This window comes from Promicromonospora aerolata (assembly GCF_042682255.1).
GTDB lineage: Bacteria > Actinomycetota > Actinomycetes > Actinomycetales > Cellulomonadaceae > Promicromonospora > Promicromonospora aerolata.
Genome location: NZ_JBHUHF010000001.1, coordinates 4,288,289 through 4,310,589, shown reverse-complemented (window position 1 = coordinate 4,310,589; position 22,301 = coordinate 4,288,289). Strand labels below are relative to the sequence as shown.

General features: G+C 66.5%; 25 protein-coding genes and 1 tRNA gene. 19 read left to right on the top strand and 7 right to left on the bottom strand.

Features of this window, described 5'->3' with window-relative positions; all coding sequences use genetic code 11:
- Nucleotides 1–523: 523 nt before the first annotated feature.
- Nucleotides 524–1,108, top strand: coding sequence for a hypothetical protein (locus ACFSL2_RS19200; RefSeq protein WP_377199368.1), 585 nt, complete (start codon nt 524–526; stop codon nt 1,106–1,108).
- Nucleotides 1,109–1,922: 814 nt separating this feature from the next.
- Here the strand turns inward: ACFSL2_RS19200 and ACFSL2_RS19195 are convergent.
- Nucleotides 1,923–2,819, bottom strand: coding sequence for a hypothetical protein (locus ACFSL2_RS19195; protein ID WP_377199367.1), 897 nt, complete (start codon nt 2,817–2,819; stop codon nt 1,923–1,925).
- 304 nt (nt 2,820–3,123) lie between these two features.
- On the opposite strand from ACFSL2_RS19195, the gene ACFSL2_RS19190 reads away from it, so the two are divergent.
- From ACFSL2_RS19190 to ACFSL2_RS19175, 4 genes are all read left to right on the top strand, one after another.
- Nucleotides 3,124–3,504, top strand: coding sequence for a site-specific integrase (locus ACFSL2_RS19190; RefSeq protein WP_377199366.1), 381 nt, complete (start codon nt 3,124–3,126; stop codon nt 3,502–3,504).
- 580 nt (nt 3,505–4,084) lie between these two features.
- Nucleotides 4,085–4,591: a hypothetical protein gene (locus ACFSL2_RS19185; RefSeq protein WP_377199365.1), complete on the top strand. Its 507-nt coding sequence runs from the start codon at nt 4,085–4,087 to the stop codon at nt 4,589–4,591.
- Between the two features lie 434 nt (nt 4,592–5,025).
- A complete protein-coding gene (locus ACFSL2_RS19180; RefSeq protein ID WP_377199364.1) occupies nt 5,026–6,177 on the top strand; it encodes an AAA family ATPase in 1,152 nt (383 codons plus the stop codon).
- A gap of 106 nt (nt 6,178–6,283) precedes the next feature.
- Nucleotides 6,284–8,395, top strand: a complete 2,112-nt coding sequence (locus tag ACFSL2_RS19175) for a S8 family peptidase (protein WP_377200856.1) — start codon at nt 6,284–6,286, stop codon at nt 8,393–8,395.
- 47 nt (nt 8,396–8,442) lie between these two features.
- Here ACFSL2_RS19175 and ACFSL2_RS19170 read toward each other — a convergent pair whose 3' ends face one another.
- A complete protein-coding gene (locus tag ACFSL2_RS19170) occupies nt 8,443–8,949 on the bottom strand; it encodes a GNAT family N-acetyltransferase (protein WP_377199363.1) in 507 nt (168 codons plus the stop codon).
- Complete coding sequence (locus ACFSL2_RS19165; protein WP_377199362.1) at nt 8,949–9,728, bottom strand: GntR family transcriptional regulator; 780 nt, start codon at nt 9,726–9,728, stop codon at nt 8,949–8,951. The genes ACFSL2_RS19170 and ACFSL2_RS19165 overlap by 1 nt, the downstream gene beginning before the upstream one ends.
- 128 nt (nt 9,729–9,856) lie before the next feature.
- On the opposite strand from ACFSL2_RS19165, the gene ACFSL2_RS19160 reads away from it, so the two are divergent.
- The 12 genes from ACFSL2_RS19160 (at nt 9,857) to ACFSL2_RS19105 (ending at nt 17,404) form a co-directional block, all read left to right on the top strand.
- Nucleotides 9,857–10,246 carry a hypothetical protein gene (locus tag ACFSL2_RS19160; RefSeq protein WP_377199361.1) on the top strand — a complete coding sequence of 130 codons (390 nt, stop codon included), beginning with the start codon at nt 9,857–9,859 and terminating at the stop codon, nt 10,244–10,246.
- A gap of 3 nt (nt 10,247–10,249) precedes the next feature.
- The gene (locus tag ACFSL2_RS19155) at nt 10,250–10,654 is read left to right on the top strand and encodes a hypothetical protein (RefSeq protein WP_377199360.1); all 405 of its coding nucleotides are present in this window, start codon (nt 10,250–10,252) and stop codon (nt 10,652–10,654) included.
- The gene (locus ACFSL2_RS19150) at nt 10,654–10,914 is read left to right on the top strand and encodes a hypothetical protein (RefSeq protein WP_377199359.1); all 261 of its coding nucleotides are present in this window, start codon (nt 10,654–10,656) and stop codon (nt 10,912–10,914) included. The genes ACFSL2_RS19155 and ACFSL2_RS19150 overlap by 1 nt, the downstream gene beginning before the upstream one ends.
- The gene (locus ACFSL2_RS19145) at nt 10,914–11,180 is read left to right on the top strand and encodes a hypothetical protein (protein ID WP_377199358.1); all 267 of its coding nucleotides are present in this window, start codon (nt 10,914–10,916) and stop codon (nt 11,178–11,180) included. The genes ACFSL2_RS19150 and ACFSL2_RS19145 overlap by 1 nt, the downstream gene beginning before the upstream one ends.
- Complete coding sequence (locus tag ACFSL2_RS19140; RefSeq protein ID WP_377199357.1) at nt 11,180–11,425, top strand: hypothetical protein; 246 nt, start codon at nt 11,180–11,182, stop codon at nt 11,423–11,425. The genes ACFSL2_RS19145 and ACFSL2_RS19140 overlap by 1 nt, the downstream gene beginning before the upstream one ends.
- A gap of 79 nt (nt 11,426–11,504) precedes the next feature.
- Entirely contained in the window at nt 11,505–11,732 is a 228-nt protein-coding gene (locus ACFSL2_RS19135; protein ID WP_377199356.1) for a hypothetical protein, read from the top strand.
- Nucleotides 11,732–13,369: an FtsK/SpoIIIE domain-containing protein gene (locus ACFSL2_RS19130; protein ID WP_377199355.1), complete on the top strand. Its 1,638-nt coding sequence runs from the start codon at nt 11,732–11,734 to the stop codon at nt 13,367–13,369. The genes ACFSL2_RS19135 and ACFSL2_RS19130 overlap by 1 nt, the downstream gene beginning before the upstream one ends.
- Nucleotides 13,370–13,371: 2 nt before the next feature.
- Entirely contained in the window at nt 13,372–13,905 is a 534-nt protein-coding gene (locus tag ACFSL2_RS19125; protein ID WP_377199354.1) for a DUF2637 domain-containing protein, read from the top strand.
- 139 nt (nt 13,906–14,044) lie between these two features.
- Nucleotides 14,045–14,308 carry a hypothetical protein gene (locus ACFSL2_RS19120; RefSeq protein WP_377199353.1) on the top strand — a complete coding sequence of 88 codons (264 nt, stop codon included), beginning with the start codon at nt 14,045–14,047 and terminating at the stop codon, nt 14,306–14,308.
- Nucleotides 14,308–15,915: a replication initiator gene (locus tag ACFSL2_RS19115; protein WP_377199352.1), complete on the top strand. Its 1,608-nt coding sequence runs from the start codon at nt 14,308–14,310 to the stop codon at nt 15,913–15,915. The genes ACFSL2_RS19120 and ACFSL2_RS19115 overlap by 1 nt, the downstream gene beginning before the upstream one ends.
- Before the next feature lie 13 nt (nt 15,916–15,928).
- Complete coding sequence (locus ACFSL2_RS19110; RefSeq protein ID WP_377199351.1) at nt 15,929–16,156, top strand: helix-turn-helix transcriptional regulator; 228 nt, start codon at nt 15,929–15,931, stop codon at nt 16,154–16,156.
- 3 nt (nt 16,157–16,159) lie between these two features.
- Nucleotides 16,160–17,404, top strand: a complete 1,245-nt coding sequence (locus tag ACFSL2_RS19105; RefSeq protein ID WP_377199350.1) for a site-specific integrase — start codon at nt 16,160–16,162, stop codon at nt 17,402–17,404.
- Nucleotides 17,405–17,473: 69 nt separating this feature from the next.
- Here the strand turns inward: ACFSL2_RS19105 and ACFSL2_RS19100 are convergent.
- Nucleotides 17,474–17,560: transfer RNA gene (locus tag ACFSL2_RS19100), tRNA-Ser, on the bottom strand.
- Between the two features lie 212 nt (nt 17,561–17,772).
- The gene (locus tag ACFSL2_RS19095; RefSeq protein WP_377199349.1) at nt 17,773–18,777 is read right to left on the bottom strand and encodes an arabinan endo-1,5-alpha-L-arabinosidase; all 1,005 of its coding nucleotides are present in this window, start codon (nt 18,775–18,777) and stop codon (nt 17,773–17,775) included.
- 255 nt (nt 18,778–19,032) lie between these two features.
- Here ACFSL2_RS19095 and ACFSL2_RS19090 point away from each other — a divergent pair, with 255 nt between their 5' ends.
- A complete protein-coding gene (locus tag ACFSL2_RS19090) occupies nt 19,033–19,992 on the top strand; it encodes a transglutaminase-like domain-containing protein (protein ID WP_377199348.1) in 960 nt (319 codons plus the stop codon).
- A 65-nt stretch (nt 19,993–20,057) separates the two neighbouring features.
- Here the strand turns inward: ACFSL2_RS19090 and ACFSL2_RS19085 are convergent, their stop codons facing one another.
- Together ACFSL2_RS19085 and ACFSL2_RS19080 are read right to left on the bottom strand one after the other, a co-directional pair.
- Nucleotides 20,058–20,930 (bottom strand): Sir2 family NAD-dependent protein deacetylase, encoded by an 873-nt coding sequence (locus ACFSL2_RS19085; RefSeq protein ID WP_377199347.1) that lies wholly within the window; start codon nt 20,928–20,930, stop codon nt 20,058–20,060.
- Nucleotides 20,931–21,084: 154 nt separating this feature from the next.
- Entirely contained in the window at nt 21,085–21,519 is a 435-nt protein-coding gene (locus ACFSL2_RS19080; RefSeq protein WP_377200855.1) for a nucleoside deaminase, read from the bottom strand.
- Between the two features lie 145 nt (nt 21,520–21,664).
- On the opposite strand from ACFSL2_RS19080, the gene upp reads away from it, so the two are divergent.
- Nucleotides 21,665–22,300 (top strand): uracil phosphoribosyltransferase, encoded by a 636-nt coding sequence (upp, locus tag ACFSL2_RS19075; RefSeq protein WP_377199346.1) that lies wholly within the window; start codon nt 21,665–21,667, stop codon nt 22,298–22,300.
- Nucleotide 22,301: the final 1 nt, after the last annotated feature.

The following is a 22,301-nucleotide window of genomic DNA, read 5'->3' as shown; positions in this document are numbered from 1 at the left end:
TCGATGCGGTGCCACGTCGATGAAGATCCTCAGAGAGCCGGACGTCGTTCCACTGGTGAGATGATCGCCGCCCTCCCTCGCGACCGCGCCCGCCAGGCGGATGATCTGGTCCGCTGCCTCGTGCGGGCGGATGTTCTGCGGATGCGCGGCGCCTGCCCGTAAGTCACGCAGGCGCAAAGCGGTGCGCGCGCTGTCCCTCAACGAGGTCGTGACGCCCTGAAAGGTCGTCCGCGCGTGGGAGGAACGCCCGCGAAGCGATCGGCACGCTACTGGACGACGAGCTCGACACCCCGCTCCCGTTCGGAAAGTTTCATGATGCGAAAGATACATCTTCAATCGGTGCTACAGCAGGGCAAATGCCAGATTTCATTTCATTGACGGCCAAACGACGCGTCAGGCAAGGTTCGGTCCGGGTCAAGAAAAGGATTGGCCTGCCGACGTCGCGTCGGACGCGGCAACGCTCGACGCGACCGAGCCATGGGAGATCCCCGGCTCGGCACAACACTCCGAAGGGTCATGTGCAATGCAGAACTACAAGAGCATCGTCTACAAGATGGTCGCCGTCCTCCTGCTCACCGTGATGGGAGCAACCACTGCGGGTGCAGCAGCTCACGCCGTACCCGAGAGCGACCCCATCCTGGAGGAATCGCCATCTACGCCGGTGGCCCCGGTAGCACGCCCAGGCCAAGTGACCTACGAGGACTACCGGGTACTCTTCGACACCCTTGACCATTCTGACGCGACCCGCACGGAAGAGGTCATCGATGGCGTGCGAGTGGTGACGTTCACGATCGACGACTCTTCGCTGACCCTCGCAGATGTGAACGAGAGTGAGTACTCGACACAGATCTCGGTCGGCATGGGGTTTTACGGCCCCTACGTTCAGTTCAACCAAACCGATCAGCGTGCGCTCATCGCGGGGGGTACGGCGGCTATCGTCATCGGGATCTGCGCAATCTCCGCTGGCACTGCCTGCGGAGTGGCGGGCGTCATCGTCTCGGCTGCTACGGTGTACCTGACAGAGAACGGGACGTGCTCGAATGGTCGACACTTGAGGGTGTACCTCGCCTCCGGGCGTATCCCCCGGAAGGGTTGCGTCAACGCATAGGACGAGGTTTCCCTGGTGAATGGTCTTCTACTGGGTCTTCTAGCAATGCTGCCAATGCTGGGGTTGTCCTTTTACTGGCAGAAACATCGACGCAGTCGGGGGCGTGGCCTCGCTGAGGCTCTTGGCGTGATCTTGCTAGCGATACTCATCGTGTTCGTCGTCGGTCCACTAATTCCAAACTCGGATAGGCCTATAGCCGGTGTGACGCTGCCGATTGCCATGGGCGGCGTGGTCATGGGCATGTCACTCAATCGGATGGTCCGCGACGAGGACTGACTGAACCGACCACACCCTGCCCGCGAGGGCGCGATAGTTGGCCGACCGGGAGCGGTCCGGACCCGCAATGCGAGTTCGGACCGTTCCCGTGCGACGAGACTTGCGTTCACAGCCCGCCCAGGCGCGGCGATCTGCCGAGAGCCGGACGTCAGCCCAATGGTGAGATGACCGCTGGCCTTGTGCTCGCGACGGTGTCCGATGGTCGAGCTGGCGCGCCTTGTGCGGCCGGTTGTTAGGCGGGCGCACGACATAGCCAGCTACGAGTGCTCGCCGCCGTGACCGGCCGCGATCTACGGGAAGTACCATCACGAGCTGAACAACGAAGAGACGGTCCTGGCTAGTGATCCAGGACCGCCTTCGTCGGGTGAGCGCCAGCGTCGTAGGTGGGGTGCGGTGGGGGTGCGGCCGGAGGCGCCGCCAGGCGCTGGAGGTCGCGGGGGCCCCATCGCGGGGCCCCCGCCGTAGGCGCGAGCCGGCGCGGCGGAGCCGCGCCCTTGATCTCATAGAGGTCAATTCGGCAGTCCGCCCGAGCGTGCCGTCATTCCGGCGGAGCGTCCCGACCTCTCGCGGCATCCTCAAGAGCACGGTCCATCTCGTGCCACGATCTGAATGTCTCAGGGCCACGGTGTCCGCAAGCAGAGCAGACTTCGGAGCTGAGCCAACCGGACTTTCCCTCACGTTCAGCGAGGTCACCGTCCGTGACAAACCGATATGACTCACAGGCGGGGCACCTACTTGGAGGATCCATCTTTGTCTTCCGGATCGCGATTGAATAGACGTCGAGAACGTGACCAATGGCGTCCAACGTTATTTCAGCGTCCCATGCGGTCGCATTCGCATCGTGTTGGAGCCCGACGGCCAGGTCCCACGCCTTTGCCGCGATCTCTTTGAGATAGCGCCGAAAGCGCCCAGTAGCAAGTGCCTGAGCGTAGCGATCAGTGCAGCCCTTGAAATCAGCGCGCTTCGGCGGGGCTGCCTGGTCCGGAAGCCATTCCGCCGCCTGATGCTGCACCCCGAATGCAATCAGTGCTTCGCGGCATTTCACACCAACTGCCTGGTAATCTTCGGCCTCCCGCGCATCGTTCATCGCATCGACGGCCGCCCTGTATCGTCGCCATGCGCCTAAGACCTCCCTCGCCGAATCCTCGTCGATCTCTACCCGGTCTCGTTCCTGCAACTGCATCATCAGGCCGAGATGGAATGTGAAGGCCGTGTCAAGTTTGGGAAACTCGGCTTGCGAGTACAGGTTTGTCATCGCGGTGATTACCCACCAACGATCTTCAGTCGTGTGGACGTCGTAGATATCGTGTACCTGACCCCACAGCCGGCGGCTCTCCACCTTCTGGACCAGAGTGACTGGCGTATCGTCGTCGCGGATTTGCCCCTCGACGTACTGCCGAATGTGGCGCTCCTCATGGTCAGGCAGGTCAGGCATGCGGCAACGGTAGTCCGGTTGGCCCACTCTGGTCAGAGCCGCGCGACAGCAATTCGAGACATCACCCCACCAGGGGTGAACGGAGATGCGCCGCCCGTGAGAGCTGGTTCGGTGTATCCGAACTATGCCGAAATCTCGATCGCGACGAGGCTCGCCATCCGCAGTGGTGGCGAGCTGCGGGTGAACTGCACCAAAACCGGCTCGGCGAACGCCATCGCCTGGGCGTACAACCCTATGCTCTGGCAAGCCCGGTTCGCCGGTCATTGCGCTGCGGACGCTGGCCGAGCACCACTACGCAACCAAGATGACGGGCTGCGAGTTCGTGTTCCTGTTCAACGAGCACGAGCGAGGCCGCTACGCCCGGCTGCAGCAGAGCCTCGGCGAGCTCGAAGCCGAGGCAACGCCCCGCTCCCCCGGTCGAGTTCGTGAGCAATTGCGCCAGGCTCGCGAGGGAACGGGCATCACGGTGACACCGCACGACTTCCGTCGACCGATCGCGACGCAGGTAGCGATTCAGACCACGGTCGGGAACGCGACGGCGCTCCTCGGTCACGCTGACGAGGGAACTACCCTGCGGCACTATGTGAGGCGGACGCACATCGCTCCGGACCTCCGGATCGTCATCGATCAGCTCGTCCAACAGGCAGAGGCTGACGAAGCCCCGGAAAGCCAACTCGGACGGTAAATGGACGGCGCGGCATGACGAAGGCCCCCAGATCCGCATAGTTCTGCGGTTGGGGGCCTTCGGGGTGCGGTAGCGGTGGGGTTGGAAAGGGCACTTGTACGGCGTCGCACGTGGAACGACACAACCCCGCTGACCTGCGCCGATACCTCGGGCGCACCCCGACCGGCTTGGATGCGTTGGCACGGCCCTCGCCAGCAAACCGGAGCGAAAACGGAGACATCCAGGCGCGTTCGGGGTGGGGCGTCGTTCGGCTCCCTGCCACGTTCTTCGTCGTCGTGGTGCCGGGTCAAGGCTGGCGCTTGCGCCATCACGCAGTGACGCGGAGCGGCCTCGACGTGGTGCCTCGTCGATGAAGATCCTCCGAGAGCCGGACGTCGTTCCACTGGTGAGATGACTCGCCCACCACTCCCCCGGGCTCGTGTCCGACACCGGATGGTCTGGCACGCCGGCGTCGGGCGGGCGGTTGTTAGGCGGGTGCTCGACATAGCCGGCTACGGGTGCCGGCCGCCGTGACCGTCCGCGACCTACGGGAAGCAGCGAGAGACTTCCCCGCCGCGCGGCCACCTGCGAACCTTTGCTGATGGTGACGGCGGAGACGGTCATATCAGCACTCAGCGCGGCAGGCATCGGCGGCATCGCCGGCCACATAGTTGCGGGCGCCAAAGAGCGCCGCGAGGCGAGGGCACGGGTCTTCGAGGCCGTTGCCAAGGTCGAGCGTGCACGCTGGGCACCTGCCTCGACATACGAAGAACTCCATGTGCTGAGAAACGAGGCTGCGGCCGCGATGCTTGTGGCTCGAATTCCGCGAAGAACTGCGCGCCAATACCTCGTGCTCGCACACGCCGCCGGAGCAATTAGCGAGTTCAAGTACGAGACAACCGACGAAGGCTCAATACCCCCGGCTATCGCGCAAGCTACTGCGGACGCTGCACGTGCGGTGGTCTCCTCTGCCTGGCACCCATGGTGGGGACGGATCACCGCGCTGCGGCGACGCCAGCTCGACGGGGAGACCTTCTCCGAGCTCCGCGCTAAGAACTCAACGGTTGCCGATGCCCTTGACGAGGCGATGCGCCTAAATCGCGTGTGAACGGCGAACTCGAGGGCTCGGCCCGGGTCTGTGGCGGGGTGCGGTGGGGGTGCGCGTAGGCGCTTGCGCCGTAGCGCGGGGGCCCCATCGCGGGGCCCCGCCGCAGGCCGGGGCAGGCGCGGCGTAGCCGCGCCCTTGATCTCATAGAGGTCAACTCGGCAACGATGTCACGCTCCCGCCCACCGAATCGCTTCGGCGTCGGCTGGGCCTTCGTCTCGGAGTGACGCTCACGTTCCGATGGCTCCGGCAAAGCTCCTGGAACCGGTGCCAACGGTGGTTGGCCATCAAGTTGACCTCCTACAGCGCCACCACAGGGTCCTGTAACGCTTTCAGCGAGTCCTGTAACGTTGTGGACACTTTAGGGCCCCTCGCGGCCGCACTGCGTTACGCTCAACCGCACCGATGTTACGCATGCCAACGAGGGGGAACCGCTAGTGGAGCACCTGTCCGAGGTCCTCAAGATTCTCGAAGGGGCTCTCCGCCACGACCCAAGCGGAGCCCGTGAATATGCCCTGCTACTTGCCGACAAACTTGAAGATGAGCGGAGAGCTCGTCAAGCAGAGGCGCTCCGCCGGACCATCGCTCGTATGCCAGGTCTTGCCGTCCAGTCCACGGAGGCGGCGGCCGCGCTCCCTCGGGATGACGAGTCCGACACCCCCACGGTAGACATTGAGCAACCTCTCGAAAATAATCGCCCCCTTGCACTGCCTCGGTTCGTTCGGCAGCAACTCGACGAGTTCGTGCAAACGGTCGAGAAGCGCGACCTGTGGGTTGAACACGGCATTGATACGCCGGCCCGCCTGCTCCTAGTTGGATTGCCTGGCACCGGAAAAACCCAAACAGCACGTGAGGTGGCAAGGAATCTTGGGCTACCAATTGTAATGACTCGAAGTGACGTCTTAGTCTCGTCGTTCCTCGGCCAGACAAGCAAGAATATTCGGCGTGTATTCGAGTACGCATCAAGTCGACCTTGCGTGCTGTTCCTCGACGAGCTAGATGCAATTGCCAAGCGGCGGGACGATTCTCAAGAAGTCGGTGAGCTCCAGCGAGTCGTAATCGCACTACTCCAGAATCTCGACGCGCTTCCCGAGTCTACTGTTGTACTCGCAGCGACCAATCACCCGGAATTGCTCGACAGAGCGATCGGACGGCGGTTCGCATTTCACATCGACATCCCACTTCCGGCCGCAGCCCAGCGGGCACAGATCTGGGCCGATCGGCTAGGTTCCCATGCCCCACCGCCCGAGGACATAGACATCCTCGCTTCCGTATCGGAGGGCATGAGTGGAGCCGTGATCGAAGCTGCAGCGCTGGACGCTCGTCGTCAGGGGGTGATCTTGGGTCACGATGTCGCACCGCTCACGCTCATATTGAGGCGCCTAGCAAGGATGCTCTGGTACGAAGATCACCAGGTGTTCGAGAGCCCGGAGGCAGAGATGATCGCGCTGCGCCGTTGGCTCCCGAAGGTTTTCACCTACCGAGAATTATCCGAGCAGTTCGACGTGACAACAAGGCAGGTGGGCAATGCCGTCCGATCGCGAACAGAGGCGCGAGCCGATTCTCTTGGTGCGCACGAGACCCAATGAGTTCGCACGAAAATCTGGTAGCGGGGGCGAGCCCGGCCCGCCGTTCGTCCCGGTAGACCAGGCTTATCGGTCGGAGCTGGCGTCTCAGATCTCCGGGGTGCAGCAGATGATAAGGGGGACACTGCCCCAACTTGCCAATATCGGTCTACCCCTCGCCATCGAACTGCGCAGCGAAGCGCTCGCCAAGTCCAACCGACCGCACCATCTCCTCGATCGCGCGGGATTGAAGGTGCGAGCGAGCGTTGGAAGCCGAAAGATAGTTGCCCAGGCGCATCCAACAGAGCTAGATACATTGTCGGAGAGGGTACTAAATCGCGAGACCTCGCCACGTTCGCGCCGAGAGATTTCCGCGATTGAGTCGCTATCCCTCTGGGACCCCATAACCGATGCGATGGGCGTAGGAGACGCGGCCGAGAGCGTCACGCTGCTACGGGAGTTCGAGCGCGCCGACCGCCCAATCGTGCTCGAACTATTTCCATGGCTAGCACCTGAGACGCGAGTCGAACATGACAGCACTTTGGCGCAATATCTCGCTCAGATAGGTTTCTCGATCGAGTATGTATCAAAGACTGGACGATTGGCACTCTATACGCGCGCCGATCGAATTTCCGTCGAAGGCTTGCGCCGACTGGCTGGAATTCGATCGATCTATGCCGCTCCTCAGTACGCGGCCGCGTACCCGGACAGCGACATAATCAGCGTAGGGATACCAGAAATAGGAGCACCAGAGCCTCAGTCGCCGCTGGTCGGCGTACTCGATTCTGGCATTGATTCTGACCTGCTTGGCACATGGCTAGCCGGAGCGGATCGGTACGTCATCCCTCGTGATGAAGACCGCAACCACGGAACATTTGTTGCCGGACTTATCGCCAACTCCCGGAGCCTTAACGGCGACGACTCAAGGTTTCCCAGCGATCGATGCCGTGTTTTCGATGCACAGATCATGCCCCGCGGGCAACTTTGGGAGCATGAGTTGATGAACCGGATCGAAGAAGCCGTCGAAAAGCACGGCGATTCGATTAAGGTATGGAACTGCTCTTTCGGCACGACTCAAGATCGAGCACCGGGAAGCTATTCACCGTTTGCTGCATTCATGGACGAACTGGCCAACCATAAGGGAATTTTGTTTGTGCAAGCCGCTGGCAATTATCCGACGAACCCGCCGCGCACTTGGCCTCCCGTTGGTACGCACCAGGACGCCCTTCGCAGCCCTGGCGAAGCCGTAAACTCGGTCACAGTTGGCGCACTAAATCACGTTGCAGGAGCTGTCACAGGTGTTGGTCACCCAGCCAGTTATTCGCGAAGAGGCCCAGGCTTAGACGGCGTTGTGAAGCCGGATGTGTGCCACTATTCCGGTGATGTCGATGTGACTGGAGACTATTCGCACACCGGAGTCCTTTCGTACGCTGCAGGCGGTGGAATTCGGCGCGGTGTAGGAACCTCGTATGCCACACCCATCGTAAGTGCAACGGCTGCGTCAGTCGCGGAATCACTGTCTGCACCAGAGATGAGGCAGTTCAGTTCGCCCCTCTTGACTCGCGCACTTCTGGTCCACGCCGCTCGGCAACGCTCGCCTTCGTCCGATGCTCACCGCTCTTATTACGGCAATGGTGTACCGCCGTCGGCATCGGAGGTTCTATCGGACCCCTTCGAGACATTCACGACCATGTACCTCGTGAAGTTCACGTCCGCCGGGGAATGGATGAAGCGCAACTTCCCGATCCCGTCGTGCCTTAGGGTGAACGGCATCTTGCGTGGGGAGGTATTCGTAACTGTGGCGCAAGATGCGATCCTCGATGCTTCGTTCGACCGCGAGTGCATTCGAACTTCGGTTTCGTCCCAGCTCGGCCCTGTGGTGCTCCATGAGAACGGCCAACCACCGACCGTGGACAGCCAGGTCCCCGTTGAAGCATCGTCTCGCGGCTGGGAAGCCGACCTGGTCGATCGTGGAAAGTGGAGTCCTATCCGCACTTATCACAAGCGCTGGCCGAGGGGGACACAAAGCGGCGAAGGTGAATGGGGCCTCAAGTTGAGCCTCCTAGAACGCCTTGAAGCCCTAAAGAGGCCGGTGGAGGTTGCAGTACTTGTCACATTCAGAGGAATCGACCCGAACCTACCTGTAAGGGCTGATGGTGCTAGGGCACTTCAATCCGCTGGCCATGCAACGCAGGAAGTCACAGCGACTGCTCGGCTTCGGATTCAAGGGCCGACAAGCTAGCTCAACTCGGTTAGGAAGCGGCGGCTGCCGACTGCTGGAACATCGACCTAGGACACCGCATAGACGGCGGCAGGTTCGGTGAGTCCGTCGCCGTAATGGTGGGTGAGAGTGTCGATGCGTACGGCTCCGAGTCGATCGTAGAGGCGGATCGCGGCGCGGTCCTTGAGCATGACATCGAACGCGATCGCAAGCCTTCGGAATCGCGCAAATTCCACTGCGGCTTCCATTAAGAGTCGGCCGGCTCCGCTTCCCCGGTGGTCGGGGTCTACGAACAGCCGCACAGGGATAGCCAGGCGGTTGATGTCGCCGCCGGTGTGCTCATGCCAGACCCGGGCGGCGTCGTCGTCGACCACGGCACGCGTGAGGGTGATCTGCCCGATGGGTCGGTCGTCTTCGACGGCGGTCCAGCTCTGCAGCTCGTTGGGGTGGCGTAGCCAGCCTTCGGGGTCGGCCACGCCTTCGACGGGGTAGCCGTCCTGGGCGTGGACTCGGACGAGTACGGCGGCGAGGTCGGGCAGGTCTTCGTCGCGGCGTGGGCGGGTCGTGAGGGTCATCAGTAGTCCACGGGCATGTCGTAGTCGAGTGCTGAGTAGTCGGCGCGCATGCAGAAGTTCGTGACTTCGAACGGCTGCTTCTCGGCGGTCATGCCGGTGTGCCATAGATCGATCATGGGCACGCCCGGCGGCAGGTCGAGAACTTCGGCTTCTTCCCGGGTGGCCGGCCGCGCGGTGATCTCTTCGCGGATGTTGGCTATGGCGTAGCCGAGGTCTTCGAGGCATCCGTACAGGCTGCGCTTGCCGAGGTTCTCCGCCTTCGCGAGAGCCGTCCCCTTGGCGATGGACCACGGGATGTACGTGATGCCGACCTGCATCGGGACCTCGTCGGCGTAGTACCAGTTCTCACGCCGCACCACGTCGGTCCCGGGCTCGATGCCGAGCCGTTCCGCGACGTCGGCCTCTGCGGGGATGCGCTCGGCGCTGCGGACCTCGACACGTGGCGTCTTGCCCTGCGCCCGGGCCTCGGCGCCGAACGGGCCGTGTCGGGTGACCGCTCGCATCGGGGCCGTATACCGCAGGCGACCGAAGCGCATCCAGCGGGGACGCTCGCGAACGAAGTACCCCCGGCCGTGCTCCGGCCGGACCAAGCCCTCCTGGATGAGTTCCTGGATGGCTGCTCGAGCTGTGTTCCGGGCACTGTGGTGCGTCGCGGCAAGCACTCGCTCGGACGGCAGTTTGTCACCGGCGTTGAGCTCGCCGGCGTGGATCGCGTCCCGCAGGGCAGCGGCGATCGCGCGCGCTTCGGCGTTGTCGCCGTGGGGTCGCTGATCAGGCATGACCCCAACTCTAGCGAACTGGTTCAAGCCACCCTCTTGCGCAACTGGCTCAAGCCAGTTTATGGTCTGTATCACTGGCTTAAGCCAGTAGGCCGGATGGTCGCAGAGATGACTGAGGAGAAGAAGAGATGGCGACGTTCGCTGTAGACAGCAACCGACAGCAGATGGTGGCGACCGGCGTAGTGGAGCCGGTCATGGAGTGGATCGAGACGGCGGAGGGCAAGCGTCGTCCGGGTGACGTCCAGGCCCGGCACGAGGACACGGGCGCTCCGCTGTGGGGCGTGGAGGTCGTGTACCAGTCGGCGTCGTGGGGCCGTGTCTCGACGGAGTCCGTGAAGGTGACGGTCCCCGCGCGGGAGATGCCCGCCCCGTCGATGTTCACGCCCATCAAGTTCGACGAGCTGGTGGCAGCCGTACGCGTCGACCGGCGCAACAACGGTCTGTCGACGTCGTGGGAGGCGGCCAGCATCGTCGAGATGGCCGGTGCCTCGACCGCCACGCAGGCCAAGGCTGCCTGACCGATGCGCGTCAACACCATGTCGTCGGGGGTGGCCGATGCTGTTGTGTCGGCCCCCTCGGCGGGGGACATGCTCCGGTTCGCCGCGTACGTAGCCGAGCTGATCGGCGACGACCGTATCGAGTCGATCTCCTGCCACGACAGGACGTCGGCCGGGACGAAGAAGCTCTTCGTGACCGTCACCGACACCATGCACGGCGAGACCGTGGCGCACTTGCTCGGACTGGAGCTGCGCACGGACCTCGGTCGCGAGGACTCCGAGGGGTTCTCGTGCTGGGAGGGCAACTCCGGCAACGTGCCGGTCTTCCTGTCCGCACCGATGGCCCTCGGCGGGCTGCCGCGTCGTCGCCCGTGGGACTGGTCAGAGCTGGATGACACCACGAACTCTGACATGAAGGCGGTCGCCTGATGTCGCGCGCGGAGTCGCTGGCGGCGGCAGCAGACAACCTGTTCAACGCGGTCAACGGGCTGGAGAGCGCAGCCCGGACCTTGGACCGTGCCGGGGTACTCGGTGCGGCTGACCAGGCCCTCGCTCTGTACGACCGAATCACGGAGCTGCACCGCGAGATCCGTTCAGCGGCACGAACCGCGCACCGTGCGGAGCGTCCCGAGTTCTACGACGAGTCCGGCCGCTGGGTCGGTCGCCCTGACACGAAGGGACGGAGCTGATGCCGAAGCGCTGGGCATACACCGGTCCGACCGATCCCGGGCTGGACGAAGCGGGCAAACGCCGGGATCTGATCACCACGGCCCGGGAGGGCGTGACGCAGATCAACGAGGCGTACGCGCTGATGGCATTCGGCGGGGCATTCCTGGTCCCGCTGGATGAGGACCTGGGCGAACGGATCTACCAGGTACGCGTGCAGCTGCACGGATTGATCGATGAAGCCGAAGCCCTCGTGCGACCCCGCGAGGCCGAAGAGGGGATGAGCTGATGGCACTGGACGAGACGACACGGCAGGTCAACAAGCGCGCCATCGAGGCGCTGGAAAACGCGCAATGGCGGCTGCAAGAGGCCGATCTGGACGTTCTCCACGCCCTGGAGCCGCTGGAAGACCTGAGTAAGTACACCAACGCGCACGACCCGGCCGTGCAAGAGCTGGGCGCTGTGTCCGCCCGGATCAAGGCCGCTCGTGAGGACGTGACCCGCCGCTGGATCGCGGAGAGCGAGGGCGAGTGAACACGGCAGAGCGCCAGGCAGACGAGAACAACACCGAGGTAGGGCGCCGGCTGCGCGCTGACGGAGAGGGGAAGAGCTGATGTTCGGACGCAAGGCAAAGGTCGATGAAGAAGCATTGAACAATCTGCTGTGGCTGGAGCGGACCCTGACGAACTCGAAGGACTCGCTCATCGCGGCGGAACGTCACGCCGAGCTGATCGGGGACGACGAGATCACCGAGGGCATCAAGGCGGTATCGGGCCGGCTGTCTGACGCCGGCTATGCCGTCTCCTGCCGCGTGGAAGACGCACGCGCGGGGAGGCTCTGATGAACACCCCGACCATCACCGGCCTGCGGGCCGCTCTGGACGCTCGCGTCACCTCGGCTCGTGCTGCGGTCCGTGCCTCCACCGTGGGTCGTCCCGGCCGGTCCGGCAAGGCCTGGCGGATCGCCGCATGGATCGCCTATCGAGACTGGATGTTCACCCGCGCGTTCGGGCTCTGGGCAGGCAAGCACCCTCTGCCCGTGATCCTCGGCGTGCTGCTCGCCGTCGGCTGGTGGGGCATCCTCATCCTCGCGGACGTCCCCGGGGACCGGATCACCGGCCCGGCACTTCTGCTGCTGGTGTTCCTGTCTCCGGGCCTGTTCCACGGCCTGTGGGCCATGGTTTCCCCGCGCCGGTACCGGCAGGTCATGAACGCTCGCGCGATAGCCGGCGTCTGGCCGAAGGTCGCCGAGTCCTGCGGTCTGTCCGCCCGACAGCCGGACGGCACCATCACCATCTCCCGGCTGCGTCACGTTCGGCACCAGGCCGGCGCGGTCGTGCTGCGCATCGAGACGTTCGCCGGCCAAACCCCGGACACACTCCACCGTGCTGCCCAGGCGATCACGACGGCCTACCGCGCTCACGGATACGAGACCTCGACCGTGAAGCCCGGAGTCCTCGACCTGATTCTGTTCACCACCTACCGCATCGCCCCGGCCACGGCACGCATGCCCGAACCGGAAACCGCCAACCCTGACAACCTGCCGGTCGGTCGGACCCGTGCCGGTCAGGTCGCGCGGCTGGTGGTGCGTGGCCGTCACACCCTCGTGGTCGGGGCCACCGGCGCCGGGAAGGGATCCGCCCTGTGGTCCGTGGTCGGCAACCTCGCCCCGGCCGTGCACGTCGGAACGGTTCGGCTGTGGGGACTGGACCTCAAGGGCGGCGTCGAGCTGGAGATGGGCCGCGCCCTGTTCGGCCACGTCGCCTACGGCTCCGAAGATGCCATCCCGGTACTCCGTGCCCTGCTGCGCGTCATCGACCAGCGCAAGGAGACCATGCGCGGCATCTCCCGACTCCACGTCCCGACCCCCGGCGACCCGCTCCACGTCCTGATCATCGACGAGCTGGCCGACCTCATGGCCTACGCGGAGTTCGAGGTCCGGCGTGAGGCTGACCGGCTGATGTCCAAGATTCTCACCCAGGGCCGCGCGCTCGGCGTCGTCGTCCTCGCCTGCGTGCAGAACCCGCGTCAGGAGGCCGTGGGCCAGCGCAACCTCTACCCACAGAAGGTGGCCCTGCGCCTGGACTCGGACATCGAGTCAGACATGGTCCTCGGCCCCCAGGCTCGCCTGGCCCCGGCACACGAGATCTCCCGCGGCGAGCAGGGCACCGCGTACATCGTCGGGGAAGACGGCATGGCCTCGATGGCCCGGTTCGACTACTGGCCCGACGACCTCATCCGTGCCGTCGCCCTGCGGTACGCCGCGCCGGCCGACCACACCGCTCCCGAACCCCGGTCCGGCGACGACGCCCTGAACGCCTGGACCGCTGCCGCTGCCCGCCGCGGGGTCCACAACAACGCCGCCGACAAGACCACGGACAACGCCGCGCCGGCTCCCCGCCCGCGCAAGCCTCGCGCTCCCCGTAAGCCCCGAGCGCCACGCGCACCCCGCTCGACCCCGACCGCTGAGGAGGACTGACCATGAACCGCACCGTTCCACGGACCGCCGTTCGGATCGCCGCCGACTCACGGCCGGTCCTGGTCTTCACCGTCGTGTTGACCCTGGCCGTGGCGCTGGCGTCGTTCGCTCTGTCGTTCGCGTCGCTGCGGGATGCCGCCCTGTGGGGCCGCGTACCGGAGTCGCTGGCCTTCCTCGTTCCCGTGGTCATCGACGCCTCGGTCCTGGTCTACGGCCTCGTGGCGCTCGTGCTGCGGGCCCGGGGTCGGTCCTCGGCGTGGGCCTGGACTCTGATGTTCGGCTTCACCGTCGTATCCATCGGCGCGAACGCGGCGCACGCCTACGACGTCGGCCCGAGCTGCGGACCATCGTCGGCGTCGTCCTGGTCGCCCTCGCGCCGCTGTCGGTGCTCACCTCGACCCACGCTCTGGCCTCCCTCGTGGTCGCCGACGATTCCGCGCCGGCCCCGGCGCCAGCTCCGGCCGCGGTCGAGCCGGAACCCGTGCAGCTCGAAGCACCCAAGCCCGCTGAGGCTCCGGTCTCTGACGCTCCCGTAGCCGAATCTCCTGCGCCCGTCACAGCACCCGACCCGATACCAGTCCTCGCCCCGGTGCGGTCGTCCTCGCGGCCCCGGACCCGGGTCTCCACGGCGTCGCAGAACACGCTGCCCGGCCTCGACGTGACAGGAGTGACGGCATGAGCACCGAAGACCTGACCGATGCCGCTTGTGCCCTTCCCGAGAACCGGGCCCTGCCGTGGATCAGCGAGAACGCCTCACTGATGTCCCAGGCACGCATGCTCCGGGCCTGCGCCTCCTGCCCGGTCCTGGCCTCCTGCGCCCTGGAAGTCGCCACCACGACCACCACGGCAGGCTTCTGGGCAGGTCACGACCGCACTGTCCCGGACCTGCCTGAGCAGGACACCCTGCCCGGCTTTGAACTCTCGGGAGTAGCTGCCTGATGGTCACGTTCACCAGCACCCTCGACTCCCGCCCCACGGGTCTCGGCGTCGACGACGCTGCCCGTCAGGCTCGCGAGCTGGCCCGCTCCGCTGCGGAGGCCAACGGGGTCTGCACGTCCCCGATCGTGCGTGCGGTGCACGACCGCGAGACCGGCGTCTCCCACCTGGTCCCGATCCCATGCGGCTCGACCCGGGAGTCCAAGTGCAAGGGCTGCGCCGACAAAGCACGCCGGCTACGCATGCACCAGTGCCGCGAGGGCTGGCACCGCGACGTCGAACCCGACCTACCGCCGGCCCCAGAAAAGACCCCCGACGAGGACGACGACGAACCCGAGAATGACGGCCCGGCACCGGATCGTGCTGTGCGCTCCACCCGCCGGCTGCCTGACGTCCCCGACCTGCCCAAGCAGGACATGAACCCCGGCACCATCGGCCGCACCTTCACCGACCCCAAGACCGGGCAGCGTTTCCGGCCCTCGATGTTCCTCACCCTCACCCTGGGCTCCTACGGACGGATCAAGCCCGGTACCGGGGTCCCGACCAACCCGGACCGGTACGACTACCGCACCGCGGCCCTGGACGCCCTGATGTTCTCCCGCGTCGTGGACCGGTTTATGCAGAACCTCCGACGCTGCGCCGGCTACAACGTGCAGTACTTCGCCGCTGTCGAACCGCAAAGGCGCCTCGCGCCGCACCTGCACGCCGCGATCCGGGGCACCATTCCCCGCGCGATCGTGAAGCAGGTCGCCGCTGCTACCTACTTCGCCGCCTGGTGGCCCTCGTGCACCGACGCCGATGTCGTCTACAGCGACCGCGCCGAACCCCCGGTCTGGGACGAGGACACCTTGAGCTACCGCGACCCGCACACGGGTAGGGCCCTGCCGACCTGGAAGGAAGCGACCGCGCGCCTCGAGGACCCGGCGCACGTGGTCCGGCTCGGCAAGCAGGTCGACGTCAAGGGCCTCCTGGGCGGCACCCCGGACAGTGACCGGGCGGTGCGGTACCTGTGCAAGTACCTGACCAAATCCATCGCCAGCACCTACGCCGCACCCGGCGACGACTCGGCCGATGACGTGCCCGCATCGGACTATGACCGGCACATCGATCGGCTCCACGCCCATGTCCGTGTGCTGCCCTGTGGTCCGAGCTGCGCGAACTGGCTCCGGTACGGCGTCCAGCCGAAGAACCCGACCCCGGGTCTCCAGCCGGGAGCCTGCCTGTCGCCGGCACACGACCGCGAAAACCTCGGCCTCGGTGGTCGACGCGTGTTGGTCTCCCGCGGCTGGTCCGGCAAGACCCTCACGCAGCACCGCGCCGACCGTGCCGCCGTCGTCCGCCAAGCCCTCGAAGCAGCCGGCATCGAGCACGACGACGCCGACCGGCTCTCCACCACCCAGGAAACCGCTGATGGACGCGCCCGCTACGTCTGGCGCGAACCAGAGGCCGGCACCTACACCTACGCCGCGGTGATCACCGCGAGCTTGCAAGAACAACTCCGCCGACGTGGGCAGTACGACGCGGCGAAACAAGCCCTCGGGGCCAGTCCACCCGGCCCTGTGGATAACCGTTCGGCAACCGCCGCAACGCCGGCCGCACCCGCGGCGTGAGGAAGGAGAGGTCATGAGCAACAACGACAACGTGAGGTCGATCAACGCCGCGCCCGGTCGCCGGCTGATGACGCCGGACGAGCTCGCGGACTACCTGGGTGTGACGCTGCACTGCGTCTACGCCTGGTCGAGCCGTGGCGGTGGTCCGAAGGTGCTCCGCGTCGGGGCACGTCTCCGCTACCGCCCGGCTGAGGTTGAGGCGTGGCTGGACAGCGTGACCGATACCCGGAAGGTGGGCTGACCTGTGGGCAGAGAGGCGCTGGAGCCTGGTCGCTGGGGAAAGATCAGCAGCACGGAGTTCAAGCCTGGCAAGTGGCGTGCTCAAGCCTGGTATCGCGATTTTGCGGGCCACTATCACCGGCCCCAGGCTCGGGGGTCGTCGGCCACTGGCGCGGCGCGCACGTTGGAGAACAAGCTCCACGAGATGCGCGACGCCGGCTTGGTCGGTGGGTCGACCACGATCGAACCCGCTACGCCGATGTCGGACGTCTTTGACCAGTGGCTCCAGGAAAAGCGTGCAGAGGCTCAGGTCACCTCGCAGTCTCTCAACACGTACACGAGCACTCTGGAACGCGAGCTGCGGCCGTCACTCGGCGCCCTGCGGGTCCGGGAAGTCACGCCGGTAGCCGTGAACCGGGTGCTGATGGCGCTGAGCGCTGCTGGCAAGCACGACACCGCACGGCAGACCCGCAACGTGCTCTCGCAGATCATGATGATGTGCGTTCGCTACGGTGCAGCACCGTTCAATCCGGTTCGCGACGCGGTGACGGTGCGCAAGCCAAAGCGGGGTGCAGTTCACACGCTCAAGCTCGACGAGATCGTGCAGCTGCGGGCCGCTGTTCGTCGTTGGGAGGCCCGGCCGCCGGCTACTCGTGGCAAGCGGAGCATCACGCTCCTCCCCCAGATCGTGGACACGATGATCGGCACCGGGCTGCGTATCGGTGAGTGCCTGGCGCTGCGGCAATCTGACGTCGACCTCGACACCGAAGTGCCCACGCTCACCGTGACGGGCACCGTCGTTCGCGTCGAAGAGACGACTCCGGCGGGGATCGTCAAGGGCCGGCTGGCACGTCAAGCCAAGCCGAAGTCGGACACCTCGCGCCGCACGATCACGCTGCCGGACTTCGTGGTCACGGCACTCCGTGAGGCGATCGGCCTCGGGCTCGACGGCGGGCCGGACAAGCTCGTCTTTCCGTCGACGGAAGGCACGCCCCGCTCCCCCGGTCGAGTTCGTGAACAGTTGCGCCAGGCTCGCGAGGGAACGGGTATCAAGGTGACGCCCCACGACTTCCGTCGAACGATCGCGACTCGGGTAGCGAACGAGACCACGATCGGAAACGCGACGGCACTACTCGGCCACGCGGACGAGGGAACGACCGTGCGGCATTATGTGGATCGGACGCACGTCGCCCCGGACCTGCGGATCGTCATCGATCAGCTCGTCCAACAGGCGGAAGCCGAGAGCACCCCGGAAGCCAATTCGGAGTGAAAACGGAGTGCCTGGCACGACGAAGGCCCCCAGATCCGCATAGTTCTGCGGTTGGGGGCCTTCTGGGTGCGGTAGCGGTGGGATTTGAACCCACGGTGGACTTTCACCCACACACGCTTTCGAGGCGTGCTCCTTAGGCCGCTCGGACACGCTACCTTTGCCCACCACTACTTCAGCGGGCCGTAGCAGGATACCCGGTCGAAGCCCGGTTCCACGAATCGGCCGCTCGGGGCCGGCGCGAGCCCCCACGACCCACCCCGGAAAGGCAGGGCCAAGGCGGGGTGGAACCGCGCGGAACTGCGGTTTCACCCCGCCCTGGCTCTACATCGCCGCCGCCCTGCTCGCCGGGGCTCTGGCGCCGGGGTGGCTCAGTACACGTACGGCCAGCCCGCGGAGTCGTAGCCGAGCAGGTTGATGCCCAGCCGAGGCGCCCCGCTGTCGGTGTAGTAGTGATAGAAGAGCGCGTCGGCGTCGTTGTCGGCCAGGACCGCCTGGTGGCCCGGGCCGTGGACGCTCCCGTGGCTCGCGAGGATCTCCGTGCCGCCGCCGGAGTTCATGGCGGTCCCGGCACGGTCGACGTACGGCCCGGTGACCGACGTCGACCGGCCCACCATCACGCGGTACGTGCTGTTCGCGCCCTGGCAGCAGCGGTCGAACGAGACGAACAGGTAGTAGTAGCCGTTCCGGTAGTGGATGGTCGGCGCCTCGATGGCCCCGCCACCCCGGCCGGCGATGCTGTGGAACTCCGTCCCGGACCGCTCGCCCGTCGAGGAGTCGACCCGGATCATCTTGAGACCTGACCAGAACGAGCCGAAGCTCAGGTACCAGCGCCCGGACTGGTCGATGACGAGGTTCGGGTCGATGGCGTTCCAGTCGTCCGACGTCCGCGACTCGATGACGAGCCCCTGGTTGGTCCAGGAGCCCTGTGCGCCCGTGGTGCTCGTGGCGAGGAAGATGCCCGAGCGGTTGGAGCCGAACGTCGAGGCCGAGTAGTACATGTAGTAACGGCCGTTGGCGTAGCTGATGTCCGGAGCCCAGACGTGGTCGCTGCCGTTCGTGTACGGGTGCGCCCACGGCACACCGTTCGGGAACGCCGCCCCCGCGTTGTTCCACCGCGTGCGGTCGGTGGAGGTCTTGAGGGAGACCCCGTTGCCCGTGTGGGCGAGCAGGTAGTTGCCGGCGTGCGACTTGACGACCTCCGGGTCATGGACCTCCGTGCTCCCGGTGACGTACCCAGGGTCGGGGTAGGCCGCCAGCGCGGCCGGGCTGCCCGACGCCGCGGGGCTGACCGCGAGCCCTGCTGCGACGAGCAGCGCGACGGCCGCCCTTCGGCGTCGGGTGCTGCTGGTGGATCGTGCTCGGAACTGGTGCATCATTGCCTCCGTCCGGGACGTGCCGGCAACGACGGAGCCCGGTTGTGAGCGCTCACATTCCAGGTCCGGACCCTCGTCGCTCCGGCTTCTACAAGGTTGTAGAACAGTGTGGGGCGGGCGATTTGGCACGTCAAGAGACGATCCGGATCAGTGTTCGCGCGGTCCTCGGCCCGGACCCGGCGCCTACCCCCGACTAACCTGTCGAATGTCGCCGCATGCGCGGTAGTGTTCCGACACCGCCGAGGGAGGACACCGATGCCCGCGCCCACACTCTTCGACTACTCGGATCACAGTCCGTACTCGAACCCCGGAACTCACGCCGGATTCTTCACCGAGCTGAGCACCGAGCCGGAAGAGCTGCACCGGTTCGCCTGCACCACCGTCGTGCACTACCGGGCCGAAGGCCCGCAGCTGACCGAGGCGCAGAAGGCCGACCCGGACCGGCGCTGGCTGACGTCGATCCTGGAGGCTGCCGAGGCGCGCGCACCGCTCGACGGACCGCGCACGCACGCGCAGCAGGTCGCCGGGTGCTGCCGCGACCACACCCTGATCTCGCTCGGCGTGCTGCGCACGCACGGCATTCCCGCACGGTCCCGCATCGGGTTCGCCACGTACTTCACGCCCGGCTGGTACAGCGACCACGTGGTGGGTGAACGCTGGGACGGCGAACGCTGGGTGCGGTTCGACCCGGAGCTCGATCAGAAGGACCACGACTTCGACGTCCACGACATGCCCACGGGGCCCCGGTCGCCGTTCCCGACGGCGGCCGAGGCATGGCTGGCGATCCGTGACGGAAGCGCCGACGCGAACGCGTACGGTGTGGGGCCGGACGCGCCGGACCTGCGAGGCAGGAACTTCGTTCGGCAGTACGTGCTGTTCGAGGTGGCGCACCGGCACCGCGACGAGCTGCTGCTCTGGGACCTCTGGGGACCGCAGCTCAGCTCCCCGGAGCTCCACGAGGCCGCAGGCGGGCAGGTCGGCACCTGGATCCGGGAGGCGAACCTGCCGGGAGCCGACGTGTCCGACGCCGAGTTCGACGCCGTCGCGGACGAGCTCGCCTACCTGCTCGTCGCCGCCGACGCCGGGGACGAGGAGGCAGCCGACCAGCTCGCCGAGCTGTATCGCGAGGACGTACGGCTGCACCCGGGCGAACGCGTCCTGACGCTGTCCCCCACCGGCCACGCCGGCATCACCGACCTCGCGGTCACCCGCTGACACCCGGGGGCGTGCGCGCTGCGGCGCGGCGAGCACGCCCCCGCGGGTCAGAGCCGGCAGTGCGGTCAGAGCCGGCGGTCCAGCTCGTCCAGCACGTCGCTCACCCCGGCGTCGATCTTCACCGTCGCGTACTTGTCGCCCCGCGTGATCCCGCGGTTCACGATCACCACGGGCTTGCCCTCGGTGGCGGCGTGGCGCACGAACCGCAGGCCGCTCATCACGGTCAGGGACGAGCCCGCGACGAGCAACGCGTCCGCTGAGTCCACCAGCGCGAACGCCCGCTCCACCCGCTCGCGCGGCACGTTCTCGCCGAAGTAGACGATCTCCGGCTTGAGCACACCGCCGCAGAACTCGCAGGGCGCCGGCCTGAAGTGCGCGGTCGACTCGATGACGGCGTCGGCGTCGGGCGCGATCTCGATGTCCGCGACGTCGCCGACGGACTCGAGGAACCCCGGGTTGAGCGCGTCGAGCCGCTCGGCGAGGTGGGTACGCGAGATGACCCGGCCACAGGTCAGGCAGATCACGCGGTCGTAGCGTCCGTGCAGGTCGATGACGTTGCGGGAGCCCGCGTCCTCGTGCAGCAGGTCCACGTTCTGCGTGATGATCCCGGCGACGAGATCGCGCTCCTCGAGGCGGACGAGCGCCCGGTGTCCCGCGTTCGGCAGGGACCGGTTCACGTGCTGCCAGCCCACGTGGTTGCGCGCCCAGTAGTGCCGACGGAACTCCTCGTCGCCCACGAACTGCTCGTAGGTCATCGGGCTGCGCGGCGGGGAGTCGGGTCCGCGGTAGTCGGGGATGCCGGAGTCGGTCGAGATCCCGGCACCCGTCAGTGCCGTGAACCGCAGGCCTGCGAGCACCTCGGCGGCGTCGTCCACGGTGGTGCGGGCGACCGCGACGGGTTCGGGGGTCCACGTGGTGGGTCGGGCTCGGGGGAACACGCTTACGAGGGTATGTCGAGACGGGTCCTCCGGCGCCGCTGTGTGTTCCATTTCGCACGCGGCGGCAGCCCGAACGAGCGGCTGTTCCGGCTCCGGCCGCGCACGCTGCTCGAACCAGCTGCACTCGGCGCTGCCGTAGGTCCGAGGGCTCGGTTCAGCCCCGCCGAGCCTCGAAGAACTCCCGGAGCAGCGCCCCGCACTCCCCCTCGCGCAGGCCGCCGAGCACCTCGACCTCGTGGAGCGCGCGCTGGTCGCGCACCAGGTCCCAGACGGATCCGGTGGCCCCCGCCTTGGGGTCCCAGGCGCCGAGGACCAGGCGCGGCACCCGTGCCTGCACGAGCGCGCCCGCGCACATCGGGCACGGTTCCAGGGTCACGACGAGCGTGCAGCCCACCAGGCGCCACTCGCCTCGCGCCGCTGCGGCGGCCCGCATCGCGAGCAGCTCGGCATGGGCGGTGGGGTCGCCCGTCGCCTCGCGTTCGTTGTGCCCGACGCCGATGACGTGTCCCGACTCGTCGAGCACCAGGGCGCCGACCGGAACGTCGCCGGTGTCGAGCGCACGGCGCGCCTCGTCGAGGGCGACGCCCATCCAGCTCTCCCAGTGCGCTCGGCGCTCGGCGGCGCTCAGCGCGCTCAGTCCCGCTGACCAGTCAGACACACAGGTCACCCTAGTGACCCACGCGACTGACAACTCGGTGAGGGCCGACGTGCACCCGCCCGGTAGCGTTGGCCCCATGCGCCTCCACGTCGTCGATCACCCCCTGGTCGCCCACAAGCTGACCGTCCTGCGGGACGAGACCACCGCCTCGCCCACCTTCCGCCTGCTCGTCGACGAGCTCGTCACGCTCCTGGCCTACGAGGCCACGCGGGACATCGCGACCGAGCCGCACGAGGTGAAGACACCGGTCACCACCATGACGGGGACCCGTCTCGCGTCCCCGCCGCCGCTCGTGGTGCCGATCCTCCGCGCCGGCCTGGGCATGCTCGACGGCATGAGCCGGCTGCTCCCGACGGCGGAGGTCGGGTTCTTGGGCCTCGTCCGCGACGAGGAGACGTTCAAGGCCGTCACCTATGCCAACCGGCTGCCCGACGACCTCACGGGGCGGCACGTCTTCCTCATCGACCCGATGCTCGCCACCGGCGGCACGCTGGTCGCGGCGATCGACTACGTGCTGGAGCGTGGCGCCCGCGAGGTGACCGCGGTCTGCCTGCTGGCCGCCCCGGAGGGCATCCAGGTGCTCGAGGAGCACGTGGGCGACCGCGTGAACCTGTCCATCGTCGTGGCCGCGGTGGACGAGCGCCTCAACGAGAAGGCCTACATCGTGCCCGGTCTCGGGGACGCGGGCGACCGCCTGTACGGCATCGTCTGAG

Bases quoted from the DNA above. Each gene is read 5' to 3' on its own strand.
- ACFSL2_RS19140 (WP_377199357.1), top strand. From the start codon at position 11,180: ATGGCACTGGACGAGACGACACGGCAGGTCAACAAGCGCGCCATCGAG.
- ACFSL2_RS19170 (WP_377199363.1), bottom strand. From the start codon at position 8,949: ATGACCCTCACGACCCGCCCACGCCGCGACGAAGACCTGCCCGACCTC.
- ACFSL2_RS19200 (WP_377199368.1), top strand. From the start codon at position 524: ATGCAGAACTACAAGAGCATCGTCTACAAGATGGTCGCCGTCCTCCTG.
- ACFSL2_RS19125 (WP_377199354.1), top strand. From the start codon at position 13,372: ATGAACCGCACCGTTCCACGGACCGCCGTTCGGATCGCCGCCGACTCA.
- upp (WP_377199346.1), top strand. From the start codon at position 21,665: ATGCGCCTCCACGTCGTCGATCACCCCCTGGTCGCCCACAAGCTGACC.
- ACFSL2_RS19185 (WP_377199365.1), top strand. From the start codon at position 4,085: ATGGTGACGGCGGAGACGGTCATATCAGCACTCAGCGCGGCAGGCATC.
- ACFSL2_RS19175 (WP_377200856.1), top strand. From the start codon at position 6,284: ATGATAAGGGGGACACTGCCCCAACTTGCCAATATCGGTCTACCCCTC.
- ACFSL2_RS19160 (WP_377199361.1), top strand. From the start codon at position 9,857: ATGGCGACGTTCGCTGTAGACAGCAACCGACAGCAGATGGTGGCGACC.
- ACFSL2_RS19190 (WP_377199366.1), top strand. From the start codon at position 3,124: ATGACGGGCTGCGAGTTCGTGTTCCTGTTCAACGAGCACGAGCGAGGC.
- ACFSL2_RS19165 (WP_377199362.1), bottom strand. From the start codon at position 9,728: ATGCCTGATCAGCGACCCCACGGCGACAACGCCGAAGCGCGCGCGATC.
- ACFSL2_RS19130 (WP_377199355.1), top strand. From the start codon at position 11,732: ATGAACACCCCGACCATCACCGGCCTGCGGGCCGCTCTGGACGCTCGC.
- ACFSL2_RS19095 (WP_377199349.1), bottom strand. From the start codon at position 18,777: ATGCACCAGTTCCGAGCACGATCCACCAGCAGCACCCGACGCCGAAGG.
- ACFSL2_RS19110 (WP_377199351.1), top strand. From the start codon at position 15,929: ATGAGCAACAACGACAACGTGAGGTCGATCAACGCCGCGCCCGGTCGC.
- ACFSL2_RS19195 (WP_377199367.1), bottom strand. From the start codon at position 2,819: ATGCCTGACCTGCCTGACCATGAGGAGCGCCACATTCGGCAGTACGTC.
- ACFSL2_RS19155 (WP_377199360.1), top strand. From the start codon at position 10,250: ATGCGCGTCAACACCATGTCGTCGGGGGTGGCCGATGCTGTTGTGTCG.
- ACFSL2_RS19145 (WP_377199358.1), top strand. From the start codon at position 10,914: ATGCCGAAGCGCTGGGCATACACCGGTCCGACCGATCCCGGGCTGGAC.
- ACFSL2_RS19115 (WP_377199352.1), top strand. From the start codon at position 14,308: ATGGTCACGTTCACCAGCACCCTCGACTCCCGCCCCACGGGTCTCGGC.
- ACFSL2_RS19120 (WP_377199353.1), top strand. From the start codon at position 14,045: ATGAGCACCGAAGACCTGACCGATGCCGCTTGTGCCCTTCCCGAGAAC.
- ACFSL2_RS19150 (WP_377199359.1), top strand. From the start codon at position 10,654: ATGTCGCGCGCGGAGTCGCTGGCGGCGGCAGCAGACAACCTGTTCAAC.
- ACFSL2_RS19090 (WP_377199348.1), top strand. From the start codon at position 19,033: ATGCCCGCGCCCACACTCTTCGACTACTCGGATCACAGTCCGTACTCG.
- ACFSL2_RS19080 (WP_377200855.1), bottom strand. From the start codon at position 21,519: ATGGGCGTCGCCCTCGACGAGGCGCGCCGTGCGCTCGACACCGGCGAC.
- ACFSL2_RS19135 (WP_377199356.1), top strand. From the start codon at position 11,505: ATGTTCGGACGCAAGGCAAAGGTCGATGAAGAAGCATTGAACAATCTG.